Below are 14,465 nucleotides of genomic sequence, written 5' to 3' on the forward strand. Positions count from 1 at the left end.
CACGCACTCTCCTCTTTTATATGTGTAAAGGAAAGGATTAACTTGTTTCTTACTATAAAGGGAGAGTGTGAATTTCATGTGAACTCCTAGTGAAATTAAGACAAATTATTTGACTTCTTTTACTTTTTGTAAATTAAAGTAGAATACAACACTATTAGTCGTATTATATACACCGTACTCGGCATGGTGGAGGTCTAAAATATTTTTAACAATAGATAATCCAAGACCAGTACCACCAGTATGACGGCTACGCGATGCATCTAAACGATAGAAACGATCCCAAATTTTTTCAAGACTTTCTTCTGGAATAGGGTTTCCTGTGTTTTCGATTTCAACTTTTACTGTATCTTCCATTTCCATAACGGAGACTTGTATTTTTTCTCCATCTGGTGTATAGCGAATTGCATTGCTAAGTAAATTCACAACTACTTGTTCAATACGACTACGATTCGCTTTCACAAATATAGAAGGGTCTACATCTATATTCACTTGTAAATGCTTTTCCTCCATGCTAAATAATAACTTTGTATAGACTTGTTGAATTAATTCACCGATTGAGAACGTCGTCATATCTAATTTGTACGTACCTGATTCTAATTTTGCTAATTCTAACATTTCAACAATAAGTCTGTTCATATTTTCAGTTTCTTCTAAAATAACATCTGTGTAATACGTCGTATCTTTACTAACGCCATCTTTAATTCCCTCAGCGAAACTTCTAATTACACTGAGCGGTGTTTTTAATTCGTGTGATACACCAGAAATGAATTCTTTTCGCGTTTTTTCTAATTGACGTTCACGTTCAATATCTTGTTGTAATTTTGTATTGGCAACATTTAATCGATCGATTCGGTCTTTTAAATTTACAGATAACGTATTAATACTACCGGAAAGCCCTCCAATTTCATCGTCTGCTGTTACAGGTAATTTTTCGCTAAAATCAAAATTGGCCATTTTCTTTGTAACGCGATTCATTTTAATTAATGGTTTCACAATGATTTTTGAGTAGTAGAAGGATAACAAAATAATTACGAGAAATACGATGATTAAGGCATAGACATAATAATCTTTCAAAACGAGCATCGCTTCATTAACAGGTTGCAAAGATGCTATCGCAAAAGCATATTCTGTAATCTCTCCATTTTCTATAATAGGTTTTACAAAGATACTATTCTTTATATTCTCCCCGCTATCTATTATATAAGTGTTTAATTGCTGCGAGTTAGCAGTGCCATTTCTAATAAGCTCTGCAAAATATTGAACGGCTTGCAATGTTTCAATATCATTTGCAAGACGAACCTCCGCTTTCGATGGAAGCTGTAATTTAGAGATCGTACCAGTAAACTCAATTTGAGTAACAGTTTTGTATCGGTTTGTAAGTCTATTTTTAGAAGGGTTACCATTAATAGATGAAAAATCTGAATTGGTATATTCGTTTTGCCATCGATTATAATTTGTTGTCAATTTTATTGGTGTTATTGTTTTGTTTTGTAGCAAACCGACGACGTTTATCACATCGTCTTTTTTCAATCCTAAGTTTTCGAATTTCTTATATTCTTCGGGTGTTAAAAGATTATTGAGAGGAATAGAATATGTCTCATTATTTTTAGGATTAAATACATCAATATAGTAATTGTTGTCGCTTTTAATAATGCCATTCGTATTTAAAAATTGCATGTCAGCATTTGTTTTATCATGAAATTCTTGTTTTAGTTTTCGAATTTCTTCATAAGTTTTCCCACTTTTTTCGTACGTATCTACGAACTTTTCAAAAGCAGTTTGAACTGTTTTTACTTTTTTATTAATATAAAATTTCTCTAAAAATAGAGATTGTCCTAGGAAAAATAGGAGGAATATGATTGTAAATAATGTTGATGTTAATAGAAATAGTTTAAAGACGATACTTCTGTTTTTCACTGCGTCACCTCTTGTGAGAAATACTGTAAATGGTTTCTTTATTATAACAAACGTTACAAAAAAGTAGAGGAGAAAATCTGTCTCTTCTGGAAGTAGTTTTTAATAAAAAGTCACATAAAAAGAACTCGACAGACGTATGACGAGTTCTTTAATGTATTATTGTTGAATTGCTGCATCTAAAGCGATTTCAATCATTTCGTTAAATGTAGTTTGACGCTCTTCAGATGTTGTTTCTTCACCAGTGAAGATGTGATCGCTTACTGTTAAGACAGATAATGCATTTACACCGTATTTCGCTGCTAATGTGTAAAGCGCAGTTGTTTCCATTTCTACTGCTAGTACACCGTAATCTCCAAGCTTTTTAACCATGTCCATGCTTTCGCGGTAAAATACATCTGCTGTTAAAACGTTACCAACACGAACGTGTAGGCCTTTTTCAGTTCCAGCATCGTAAGCTTTCTTTAGAAGATCGAAGTTTGCAGCTGGTGCAAAATCAAATCCTGGGAATGTTAAACGGTTCATATTAGAATCCGTACAAGCTGTCATTGCAATAATAACGTCACGTACTTTTACGTCTTTTTGAATGGCACCGCAAGTTCCAACGCGAATTAAATTTTTAACTCCGTAGCTTTGGATTAATTCGTTTACATAAATAGAAATAGAAGGAACACCCATACCTGTACCTTGCACAGATACACGTTTTCCTTTATAAGTTCCAGTGAAACCTAACATACCACGCACGTTATTATAGCAAGTAACGTCCTCTAGAAATGTTTCAGCAATATATTTTGCACGCAATGGATCACCAGGTAATAGAATAGATTCAGCAATTTCGCCTTGTTTTGCTTCAATATGTACACTCATGAAAAGTCCTCCTTATAATGTATTGATAGAAATCAATATCATTTGCATTATACACTACGAATCCTTTTAATTAAAATCTTTTTATCCTTTTCGGCAAGAAGACTCCATCTGATTTGTGTTACGGGTGAAACCCAACAATTCAGGTGGAGATGAATTGCCGTCAGTCAATAAGGCTGAACTCTTTTGTTTCGCTTATAACAATTTTCCCAGGGGGAATGTTTGTTTCTTTTTGTCTTACAATATGTCGGAAATAAGGAGGGAATATATCTTAAGATAACGAAATTGGATAATTATAATCGTTTTGTTACTTACACCAAAAGGAATGAATAAGTTAATTCTTTAAGAAAGGTGGTGAAAACAATGGCTAAAAAGAAAGCAGTGAAAGTATTATGGAAACAAAAGAAAAGAGAAACGCTGCGACGTTTCACGCAAAAGCAAAATATCGGACGAGCTTGCCTGACTGCACAAGAATTTCGTTTACTTCAGCGCATGTCACACAGTTCAAAGGCATTGCGAAATGTTGGGTTGTACACGATGAAACAAAGTTATTTGAACCACAATAAAATGGCTACTGTAAAAGAAGTGGACACTGCCATGCAAGCCGATATGAACTACTGGGGTATTCAATCAAACTCTGTTCAAGCGATTCGTAGAGCCTTGTTTACAGAAGTGAAGAGCTTTTTTAAAGCATTGGAACAGTGGAAGGAAAATCCTGAGAAGTTCACAGGTCGTCCGAAGTTTCCAAATTATTCTCATTCCACCGACAAACGAATTATTGAAATCTATCAAGTTCCAAAAGTGGATGAGAACGGGTTTTGGATGATTCCGATGAGTGTTGCATTCAGAAAAAAATTCGGTTCCATTAAAATACGTATGCCTAAAAACTTAAGAAATAAAAACATCTCCTACATTGAGATTGTACCGAAGCAAAAAGGTCGGTTCTTTGAAGTGCATTACACATATGAAATGCACGTTTCTCAAATGAAGAAACAACCCATGACTACGAGTAACGCTTTAGGTTGCGATTTAGGTGTAGACAGATTAGTAAGTTGCGTGACCAATACAGGTGATGCCTTCTTAATTGATGGAAAAAAACTAAAATCCATTAACCAGTACTTCAACAAAACGATACGTAATCTACAACAAAAAAATGTGGAAAATGGACTTTCAAAACGAATTGTAACGAACAAAATCGCTGCACTTTGGCATAAACGAGAACGACAAATACATGGTTACATTGCACAAACGGTAGGTTTGTTGTTCAAAAAAGTGAAAGAATTCGATATAGATACGATTGTTGTAGGGTATAACGCTGGTTGGAAACAAAACTCTCATATGGGGAAAAAGAATAATCAAAAGTTTGTTCAAATCCCGTTCCATAAACTGATTGCAGCAATTGAGAATAAATGTATAAAAGAAGGTATCCGATTTTTCAAACAAGAAGAAAGCTATACTTCAAAAGCCAGTTTCCTAGACAAAGATCCGGTTCCAGTTTGGTCTAAGGATGATAGGACGCAGTATCGCTTTAGCGGCAAACGAATTACTCGTGGTCTGTATCAAAGTAAAGCAGGAACATGTATTCATGCGGATATTAATGGTGCGCTGAATACATTGCAAAAATCACAAGTTGTAGAATTGGATGGCAATCTCAAAGTAAAAACGCCGATTCTATTAGAAGTGCAAAAACGGAAGGCTGTTGCTTCGCGCATAGCTTAGTGGGTGTGTCAACCATCCATGTGTACCCGACTTGTCGGGGCTTGTAGTACACGCCAGATTCATCTGAGTGGTGGCTTCTTTCATAAGGAAGAACTGCTCTTTTTCGAAAGGGTGGTGCAAGTGGGAAAACGATCGTTCGTTGCCAGTACCAACCAAAAACAGACTTGGGGTGTTACCATAAGGTAGCATGGATGCTAGAGCGTCAACCGTCTAGCGATAGATGAAAAGACCTAGTGTTCTAACTCAAGCCCCCACTGAAATGTTTTATCTCAGTGGGGGTAGTTGACTATTTGTAATATGTGCAAAACAGAAGGATTTCATAAATTGTCATCTAGAATATATATGTAAGAAGTTTTGTATGAATAGAGACTATAAAAATGGTAGGTGATGTTTTGAAAAATCTTGTCATTGGACTCGTTGCTTTGCTATTTGTTGTAGTAGGCGGATTTTACATAAAAAAGTATCAAGAAACTACAGAGACTGTAGGTGATGTTCAGGAAGTAAAATGGGATGTGTCAAATGGAAAAGGAAATGAGAAAGCAGATATTGTGTTTCAATTATTAAATAATAAAAGTAGCGAAGTGCGTGGTGTGAATGATCAAATTCGGGCAGTTATTGTAGACGGACAATTAAAACATGTACAACAAATGAAACCTACATTCGCAGGAAATGGATCATATAAGGTATCTTCTAAAATAGCGAAAGATGAAGGATATACAATATTTTTATATGAAGACAAAAATAAGTCTGTGCAATCATTTGCGAAGAAAGATTTTGGGAAGGAAATAGAGGAGAAAAATAAGAAAAAAGTAAAATTTCCAATCGATAGTGTACTTACAAAAAAAATAGGGGAGTATGAAGTTTCTCTTTTATTCGGTGCACTGCATCCGAATGAGCCAGTGACGTTAACATTTCAATTTCAAGCGAAAAAGGGTGAAAAATTGAAATTACATTCAGAGAGAGGAGAAGTGGAGGCGCTCTATATTGTGGACGAAACGAGAGAAAATTTTTTATATGCAATCCCTGTTGATACAGATGGACAATTACAATACCGTATTACATTTCCTGCTGAAGGAACGTACAAAATATGGGGAGATTTCTATATAAATGGTAAGAAATATGAAAAAGAATTTATTGTACAAGTTCAAAAAAGAAAAAACAGCTAACTATTTAGCTGTTTTTTCTTTTTCCTATTAATTTTGTTACAGAGAGCATTGTAATTGGTAAAGAATGATTCTTTCTAAATGCTAAATATTTACCGCTCCATGCTGGTTTATATTTTTCTTTAAAATGTCGTAATCCGCTGAAACTATATGTATAACGAACATTATTAAAGATGGCAGCAGCAACCCGTTCAGACCAGAAAGATTGTGTCGATAAACCTACATTTGAAAGTGGTGCCATACCAATATTAAAGGAGTGGTATTCATTTTCTTTTGCCCACTGGAATAGGTGGATGAAAATTGCATCCATAATGCCGCTAGGCGCATCTGGATAATAGCGCATTAAATCAACAGACAATGATCCGTCTTGATATACGGGCATAAATGTCGTGAATGCAATGATTTTTCCATCTGCATCAGATAATGTAGCGATAGGAGCACGGCTAATATATTCACGATCAAAGTATCCGAGTGAGAAACTTTTCTCTTTTTTTCCACCGAGCCACGCATCTGAAACTTTTCTTAATTCTTCAAATAGTTCATCTGAGAACGGCGGCTGGTGAATAGAGAATGTATAGCCTTCTCGTTCAAAACGGTTGAAAGTCGCTCGCATACCGGCACGTTTTTTTCCTGTTATTGTAAATGTGTTCAAATCAACGACAGCTTCTTCACCAAGCTTAAAGAAGTTATAACCAAAATCATGATATAAACTCATCCATTTACTTTCGATTTGGTAGAATACACAAATGTATCCAAATCGGTCAGCTTCAGCTAAAAACTCTTGTAACACAGTACGGTAGGAGGAAGGATCTCCAATTGGATCACCTAGCACAACAAGACGTTTTCCAGTTATAGAGAAGAGAAGGAGCGCTTTCCCATCACTACTAAAGAAGAATTGTTTATCACCTAAAAAACCTAAATGACTAAGTACATTTCCACCATGTTCATCTAAAAAGTTTTGCAATCTTTTATCATTAGCTGGTTGCCCGGGAAATTCATTTCGATAACGATTAGCAATGAGTGAGCCAATCAGTAAAAATGTAGGAACGAAAAAGGCAGCTGCTAATGCACTTCGTTTTACTTGCGTAATATTACGAACGACAAAATCAGGTTTAAAAGCTTCTTTTGCACCTGCAAATAAAATACCTAAGTTTTTATATAAATATAAAGTTATAAGTAAGAATATAAAAACTTTTACGATATCAGAAAGTGAGACTTCCATTTTCTCGCGTACAAATCTTTTACGAAGCATATATAATACAGCGAGTACAATTAATAAAATAAACGTTTCTTCAATATCAATCCCTTTTAGCGTATTAAAGATAGCTGCTCCGATTAAAGAAATAATCGTCATATAGTAAGAACGCTTTGTTCCATAATATATGCCTCGTGAAAGGATCAGGAGGAGAATACCGAATGTTAGTGATAAGCTAAAAGAAAATTGAATAAGATGTTTTGGAGCTAGAATATGTAAGGCGTGAGCTCTATTTATACTTGTCGGTAGAATGGTCGATAAAATAACCATTAATCCAGCAAATACTGTTAAAGCAGCAGAGGCCCATGAACCTAGTTTTCCTAGAAAATCACGCTGCAAAGTCCATATAACACCAGTTGTTTCTAATGCAGGCGCAATAAAAGGTTTGTCTTCAAACTTTTTAATGGCCACGCCTGTCATTTCAAAAGCTGCAAAAATAAGACCGAGGCAGAATGGTAAAATGTAATAGACGAGGCGATATAATAACATAGCAGGTAGTAATACGCCTGTATCAATGCCATATTGTCCGAGCCCAGTTAAAAAGACAAGGTCAAATGAACCAAGTCCACCAGGTACAAGACTAACAACACCAGCTAAAGCAGCAATGACATACACACCTAAAAACTTTTGAAATTCGATATCAATGCCAAATAATATTAGTATGACGTACATAACAATGCCAGCAGATACCCACTCAATTAATGAAACTAATGAGTATAAAACAGTTGGATTTTTCTCTTCTTCTCGTTCATCTTGTCCTTCGGTTTGCTTTGGTTTTCTATTTTTTAGTTTAGAAAAGCCGATGTATATAGGGACGAAAAGGGCGAAGAAGATCAAAACAGGCCATAGCCACGGTTTTTCATGCAAAATAAAACTTGTGTCTAATATTCCAATAAGGCCGAGGAATGAAAGAATAGCGAGTCCGTTAATAAAAGCAGTTGTCATCCAGGCGATACTTTTAATCAGCTTGCCATTTTCTTTTATGTATGGACGATAAAGCATCGTACGTACACCCGCTCCAACGAGACCACCAAATCCAATAAATCCATTTAAGGTATTAGCAATCCATGAGATACGAAAAATCTTTTGGACAGGTATATCAGCTTTTAAATAACGAAGCATAACATAGTCGTAAAAGAACATTGTTGATACGGCAAATGCACCAAGTGTAATTGCTAAAAAGACTCCTCCGGTTGGAATGTTTTTAATTGTATTGATTGCTTCTAAAAAAGAAATGCCTGCTAATTCTTTTTTTGCTTGAAAGAATACAATGGTTAATACAACAAATGGGAAGATAATTTTCCCGATTTGTAAGAAACGTTTCCATGAAAACGACATAAATACAACTCTCCTTGTATAAGAAAACTGAGACAATAATATTATTATGACAAACTTCAAGAAAAATAAAAAGGTAAATTCCTGTATGAGGAAGCTATTTTTTTATAGGGATTATATTTAAAAGAGTATTTCGTTTGTCAGAAAATTAAGTTAAAATAAATTGAAAGAAGGAAGAGAGGGGAAGTAGATGATTATAATAGGTTATGCGGGATATGAGCTAGAGAAAGCAAAACCTAATACATCAGAAGATTTCTTTAATAGATCTGAAGTGACATATATATTAAATGATAAAGAAAGAACCTTTTCTGTTTTATATGTTCGATATTTTGAAGAAGTTTTACAAGAAATTACTCCTTTTGAAGGAAATCCGGTATGTAAAGTAGAAAATCAAGACATATATTTGCGGGATATTGTAGCGATCTGTTGTTTACTGAAAGAGAATGAGCTTCGCATGCAAAAACGTTTGTATTTAAATAATATAGAAGAATTCCAACAATATTTTGATGAGGAAATAGTCGTGAAAGTACAAGAAATATTGGCTGAATTACATAAAAATAAAAGAGTAGAAATAGCGTGAACTGGCAAAGGAGAGGGAAAAATGTCTAATCTAATGGTGGAAAATCAAACAGAACAAGTTTCTATGTTTTTAGAAGATGTTATTCATTTGATAACCAATTATGTAAATTATCATACGTTGCCTTCTTTATTAGAAGAGACACCGGCAGGAAACGAACAATATTATAAAGGGTTATTAGCGTCAATAAGACGTCTTCTCGTTTTTTGTGAAGAAGGGCATGATGCGTGTTTTGTTTTGTTAAATAGCCAGCCATTTCGAAAGACAGCAGCTGAAAAGATTTTATATAAAATTTATCATCAAGTAATTGCAGAGTTTTTTTCACCAAAGAGTGATCATTGGTATGAAAATAGTCGATCTGCTTATACAGGGAAAAACTCCATCGTTTTTCAACAAACGCCACCTGCATCTATAGAGCAAGTAATGAAGAATTTAGAAGGTAAATTTCAATTGATGCGTGAAGAACTAGAATATTATGAGACGGATTACCAAACAAAGATGTTACACAAATATTAATTGTGAAAAAGAAGCTAAGGGTACTTAGCTTCTTTTCCTTTTGCACAGTTATATAAGGGATTTCCTTTGAATATATTTAAGGGGATAGCATTAAGGAGGTGTAACATGAGTCAGCAAGGTGTATTCACAGATTACTTTCATGAAGTAGAAAGCTGGTGTGAAAGTGTTCTTCACGTATTAGATAGCCGTGCAATGGAAGTGTATGATGTCCATATGCTTGCTTATAAAATTCAAACGTTATTAGATCGTATGAAAGAGCATGAGTATGATACAGATGCAGAGTTTATGTATGAAATAAGTGATGATGTAGAACATATTCAGCATCATTTGCAGGAAGTATTCGTGCAGGGAGAAGAGGAATATGAACTATGTGAAAGAGGGGATAGTGAACGAGCTGTTCCAATTGGAGGGCATACACTCCCGCCACTACCATATCCATATAATGCGTTAGAACCGTATATTTCTAGAGAAATTATGATGTTACACCATGATAAACATCATCGTAGTTACGTGGAAGGATTAAATAAGGCAGAGAAGATGATGGAAGAAGCGAGAAAAACAAATCAATTTGATTTAATTAAGCATTGGGAAAGAGAAGCTGCTTTTCATGGATCAGGTCATTACTTGCACACAATATTTTGGAATAACATGAAAAAAGGTGGCGGCGGAAGTCCAAGAGGGGCTCTTTCACACCGGATTGAACAAGATTTTGGAAGTTTCTTGCGTTTTCAAAAACATTTTACAGAAGCAGCCTCTAAAGTGGAAGGTTCAGGATGGGCAATTCTCGTTTGGGTTCCGCGATCGGGAAGATTAGAAATTTTACAGAGTACACTTCATCAATTATTTACACAATGGGATACGATACCGCTCCTTGTACTAGACGTGTGGGAACATGCGTATTATTTACAATACCAAAATCGAAAAGATGAATATATTAAAAATTGGTGGAATGTTGTAAATTGGCCGGATGTAGAAAAAAGATTTGAAAGTGCAAAACAAATAGAATGGACACCTTATTAGACGCAGATTCTCTGCGTCTTTTTTATTGGTAGGAGAGGGAGATTTCGTTCATATTTTAAAAGGCCAAGCATACACTTGTACAAAAAGTGCCAAAAGGACGTGGGGGGAAATATGAGACGAATTTGTGTAATCATTACGCTTCTTATTATGTACGCAAGCGTTATACCAATTCCTACATATGCAAAGATGACCAGCAATGTTAGTGCTCGAAATGCTGTATTAATGGAGCAACAGTCAGGTCGCGTATTATACGGAAAAGCAGAACATGAGCCGCAAAAGATTGCTAGTATAACAAAAATTATGACTGCCTTGTTAGCTGCTGAGTCAGGAAAAATGAAAGAAATGGTCTCGGTTAGTAATGAAGCAGTGAGAGTAGAAGGCTCAGCAATTTATTTAAAGCCTGGACAGAAAGTAAAATTAGAGGATTTAGTATACGGACTCATGCTTAGATCTGGTAATGATGCAGCACAAGTAATTGCTGAAAATGTAGGAGGGAGTATAGAAGGGTTTGTATATTTAATGAATGAAAAGGCGAAACAAATTGGAATGAAAGATACTCACTTTTCAAACCCACATGGTTTGGATGGAGATGGATCCCATTATTCGTCGGCCTATGACATGGCACTTTTAACAAGGTATGCAATGGGGAACGAAACCTTTAAGAAGATTTTTGGGACAAAAACGTATAAATCAGATTCGTGGGATTATCCGTGGAAAAACAAACATAAACTTGTGACGTCTTATTATGAATTTGCAACAGGAGGAAAAACGGGTTTTACGAAGAAAGCAGGACGGACGCTTGTTACAACAGCATCAAAAGATGGACTAGATTTAATTGTCGTAACTTTGAGCGCTTCTAGCGATTGGGATGATCATATGAATTTATTTGATAAAGGTTTTGAACGTTTCAAACAAACAAACGTTGTAGGACAAGGAGCTCTTGCTGAAATAACTGAAAAGAAATATGCCAATCATGTTTATACGAAAAATAGTTTTGCGGTACCTTTAACTGAGCAGGAAAGAAAGAATGTCGTATTAAAAGTTGAACTCGATAAAAGTGCGAAACTTAAGGATGGAGTAAAGGTTGGAAAGACAGAAATTTATGTTGGCAATGAGAAAGTTGGAGAACGAAATTTATTTTATAGTAAACGAAAGTTAGTAGCTACAACGGGAGTGTATTGGAATAATGTGAAAGAAATTTTTTCTCATATGATAGGTGTTGGAAGCGATGGTTAATCTCGTATGGGTAGCGATGGCAGTCATAGGGATTGTATATGCCATGATAAATGGAACGATGGAAGCAATCAATAAAGCAGTATTTGATGGAGCAAAAGACGCAGTAACAATTTGTATAGGACTCATTAGTGTTTTAGTATTTTGGCTCGGTTTAATGAAAGTTGCAGAGGAAGCAGGGTTGTTAAAAAAGTTAGTGTCACTTTTTATGCCGATAGTAAAAAGATTGTTTCCAGAAATACCAAAGGACCATCCGTCAATGGGATTTATTTTATCGAATATGATGGCTAACTTTTTTGGGTTAGGTAATGCTGCGACCCCTCTTGGTATAAAAGCGATGGAACAATTGAAAGAGTTAAATGGGGGAAAGGATTCGGCGAGCCGTTCTATGGTGACGTTTCTTGCGTTAAATACATCAGCGATTACTTTAATTCCTACTACTGTCATTTCGATTCGAATGACGTATGAATCAGCGAATCCAACTGAAATTGTTGGGGTAACATTCATTGCACAAGTACTCTCTATGATCGGAGCGATTTGGATTGATCGCTATTTTTACCGAAGAAGGAGTAGGAAGGGGCGGAAAAAATGAGTATTGTTAATACGATATCATTATGGGTAATCCCTTGTGTAATTGGTTTTATTCTTTTATATGGAACGATAAAGAAAGTGCCGACGTATGAATCGTTCGTTGAGGGGGGAAAAGAAGGAATTCAAATTGCAATCTCTATTTTACCGTTTATGGTTGGAATGCTCGTATCTATTTCTATATTTCGAGCTTCAGGTGCATTGGATGCAATGATATCAGTAATGAAGCCGATGTTAGATTTAATTCATGTCCCAGCAGAAATTGTTCCACTGGCACTTATACGCCCTATTTCGGGCTCTGCTGGTTTAAGTATTACGACCGATTTAATTGCCACATATGGGCCAGACTCGTTCATTGGGCGATTGGCTTCTACGATGCAAGGGAGTACAGATACGACTTTTTATATTTTAACAGTATACTTCGGAGCTGTTGGAATTAGAAAAATGGGAGATGCATTAAAAGTAGGACTTTTTGCTGATTTAATCGGAATTATTTGTTCGATTGTGTTTGTTTCTTTAATGTTTAAGTAATACTATTCATTTTTTATGCTATTTCGCTTATAATACGTATACGACCACTATTAAGGTGTTGCTTAATAGTGGTTTTTTTATGCGGTATTTTTGACAAAATAATGAACTTTTATTGTGAGCAATATGAAAAATATGGACAATAATAAAAGGTAAAATCATGATTTGACCTTTATATGTTTATTATCATCGCTATGTTGTTTAAGTAAGAGGAAGCGAAAAGCCGTTAAGTGTATGCGGTTGCCAAGTCTTTCTAATGTAAGGTAAGATAAATTCGAGGTGAAAAAAAGAAATGGAACGATTACAAAAAGTGATTGCGCAAGCAGGTATTGCATCGAGAAGAAAGGCTGAGGAATTAATTCAGCAAGGAAAAGTGAAAGTTAACGGAAAAATAGTGAAGGAGTTAGGAACGAAAGTAACTCCTCAAGATAAAGTAGAAGTAAATAACATTCCTCTTGAAAAAGAAGAACCTGTTTATTTTTTACTATATAAACCAACTGGCGTAATTTCAAGTGTATCAGATGATAAAGGAAGAAGTGTTGTAACAGACTTTTTCCCGGAAATTACACAACGTTTATTCCCAATTGGACGTTTAGATTATGATACGTCTGGCGTATTATTAATGACAAACGATGGGGACTTTGCAAATGTATTAATGCACCCTAGATATAAAGTTGAAAAAACATATGTTGCAAAAATAAAAGGGCCTCTAACAGGTGAGAAAATCCGCATGTTAGAACGCGGTGTTATGTTAGAAGACGGAAAAACAGCACCAGCGCGTGTGAAGATTATTTCTTGGGACAAGCGTAAAGAAATGGCGATTGTACAATTAACAATTCATGAAGGACGTAACCGTCAAGTACGTCGTATGTTTGAAGCTTTAGACTGTAAAGTAGTGAAACTAAAGCGTGAACGCTACGCCTTTTTAGAAGTGGGTAGCTTGCGACCTGGTGATGCAAGAGAATTGACACCGCATGAGGTGAAACAATTACGTGCATTGGCTTCTACAAAGCCTCGCTAATCGATATTGTGAAACTTTCACCAGTGGAATGCTCCGCTGGTGATTTATTAAAAATACATATATTCATCACTCGTCGAAGAGAGGGGAAACAATATGAAAAAAAATCGCTTATTATTTCGCGTTATTATTCTGCTCATTTTAAGCGGTGCTGTAGGATTTACACTTTATCAAGGATATTTCTCTAAAGAAGAGAAAATGGAAATTGGAAAAGAAGCACCTAACTTTGTTGTGACAGATTTAGAAGGAAAGAAAATTGAGCTAAAAGATTTTAAGGGAAAAGGTGTATTTTTAAACTTTTGGGGTACGTGGTGTAAACCTTGTGAGAAAGAAATGCCTTATATGAATGAACTATATCCAAAGTATAAAGAAAAAGGCGTTGAAATCATTGCGTTAGATGCAGATGAAACGGATATTGCTGTTAAGAATTTTGTGAAACAATACGATCTTAAGTTCCCCGTTGCAATCGATAAAGGTGGAGAAATTATAAAAACGTATGGAGTAATACCATTACCAACAAGCTTCTTGATTGATAAAGATGGTAAGGTGATTCAAGAGATTAAAGGTGAACAAACGAAGGAACAATTGGAGGAGTATTTAAAGAAAATCACTCCGTAATAAAGAAAACCTTTACATACAAGGCGCTTACCTATAGTGCCTTCGGTTTAAAAATTCTGAGTATTGTGGTAACTTGAGGTTAGAATATACAATAGTACATATAGATACAGGGGCGGT

General features: G+C 35.3%; 13 protein-coding genes. 10 read left to right on the plus strand and 3 right to left on the minus strand.

The window, feature by feature from the left end; all coding sequences use genetic code 11:
- Window positions 1-105: 105 nt before the first annotated feature.
- Complete coding sequence (locus MKY00_RS07890) at window positions 106-1,917, minus strand: sensor histidine kinase (protein WP_000797531.1); 1,812 nt, start codon at window positions 1,915-1,917, stop codon at window positions 106-108.
- A 156-nt stretch (window positions 1,918-2,073) separates the two neighbouring features.
- Window positions 2,074-2,781 (minus strand): purine-nucleoside phosphorylase, encoded by a 708-nt coding sequence (gene deoD, locus MKY00_RS07895; RefSeq protein WP_000110707.1) that lies wholly within the window; start codon window positions 2,779-2,781, stop codon window positions 2,074-2,076.
- Window positions 2,782-3,141: 360 nt separating this feature from the next.
- Between deoD and MKY00_RS07900 the strand changes: the two genes are divergently transcribed.
- A complete protein-coding gene (locus MKY00_RS07900; protein ID WP_016717002.1) occupies window positions 3,142-4,497 on the plus strand; it encodes an RNA-guided endonuclease TnpB family protein in 1,356 nt (451 codons plus the stop codon).
- Between the two features lie 377 nt (window positions 4,498-4,874).
- On the plus strand, window positions 4,875-5,663 hold the full coding sequence (locus tag MKY00_RS07905; RefSeq protein WP_041184453.1) for a hypothetical protein: 789 nt from the start codon (window positions 4,875-4,877) through the stop codon (window positions 5,661-5,663).
- A gap of 4 nt (window positions 5,664-5,667) precedes the next feature.
- On the opposite strand, the gene mprF is transcribed toward MKY00_RS07905, so the two are convergent.
- Window positions 5,668-8,253, minus strand: coding sequence for a bifunctional lysylphosphatidylglycerol flippase/synthetase MprF (gene mprF, locus MKY00_RS07910; protein ID WP_074585568.1), 2,586 nt, complete (start codon window positions 8,251-8,253; stop codon window positions 5,668-5,670).
- Window positions 8,254-8,440: 187 nt separating this feature from the next.
- Between mprF and MKY00_RS07915 the strand changes: the two genes are divergently transcribed.
- From MKY00_RS07915 to resA, 8 genes are all read left to right on the plus strand, one after another.
- Window positions 8,441-8,830, plus strand: coding sequence for a hypothetical protein (locus MKY00_RS07915; RefSeq protein ID WP_000583785.1), 390 nt, complete (start codon window positions 8,441-8,443; stop codon window positions 8,828-8,830).
- Window positions 8,831-8,851: 21 nt separating this feature from the next.
- A complete protein-coding gene (locus MKY00_RS07920) occupies window positions 8,852-9,343 on the plus strand; it encodes a YpuI family protein (RefSeq protein ID WP_000067566.1) in 492 nt (163 codons plus the stop codon).
- 105 nt (window positions 9,344-9,448) lie between these two features.
- Complete coding sequence (locus MKY00_RS07925) at window positions 9,449-10,363, plus strand: superoxide dismutase (RefSeq protein WP_000082669.1); 915 nt, start codon at window positions 9,449-9,451, stop codon at window positions 10,361-10,363.
- Window positions 10,364-10,474: 111 nt separating this feature from the next.
- Window positions 10,475-11,599: a D-alanyl-D-alanine carboxypeptidase DacB gene (gene dacB, locus MKY00_RS07930; protein WP_001252623.1), complete on the plus strand. Its 1,125-nt coding sequence runs from the start codon at window positions 10,475-10,477 to the stop codon at window positions 11,597-11,599.
- Window positions 11,592-12,188, plus strand: a complete 597-nt coding sequence (gene spmA, locus MKY00_RS07935) for a spore maturation protein SpmA (RefSeq protein WP_000247807.1) — start codon at window positions 11,592-11,594, stop codon at window positions 12,186-12,188. The genes dacB and spmA overlap by 8 nt, the downstream gene beginning before the upstream one ends.
- Window positions 12,185-12,715, plus strand: coding sequence for a spore maturation protein SpmB (spmB, locus tag MKY00_RS07940; protein ID WP_000029511.1), 531 nt, complete (start codon window positions 12,185-12,187; stop codon window positions 12,713-12,715). Before spmA ends, spmB begins: the two co-directional genes overlap by 4 nt.
- Before the next feature lie 289 nt (window positions 12,716-13,004).
- Window positions 13,005-13,733 (plus strand): 23S rRNA pseudouridine(2605) synthase RluB, encoded by a 729-nt coding sequence (gene rluB, locus MKY00_RS07945; protein WP_000440555.1) that lies wholly within the window; start codon window positions 13,005-13,007, stop codon window positions 13,731-13,733.
- A gap of 93 nt (window positions 13,734-13,826) precedes the next feature.
- The gene (gene resA / locus MKY00_RS07950; RefSeq protein ID WP_000742210.1) at window positions 13,827-14,348 is read left to right on the plus strand and encodes a thiol-disulfide oxidoreductase ResA; all 522 of its coding nucleotides are present in this window, start codon (window positions 13,827-13,829) and stop codon (window positions 14,346-14,348) included.
- Window positions 14,349-14,465: the final 117 nt, after the last annotated feature.

Origin of the sequence: Bacillus sp. FSL R9-9834, from assembly GCF_038006905.1 — a bacterium.
Lineage (GTDB): Bacteria > Bacillota > Bacilli > Bacillales > Bacillaceae_G > Bacillus_A > Bacillus_A pacificus.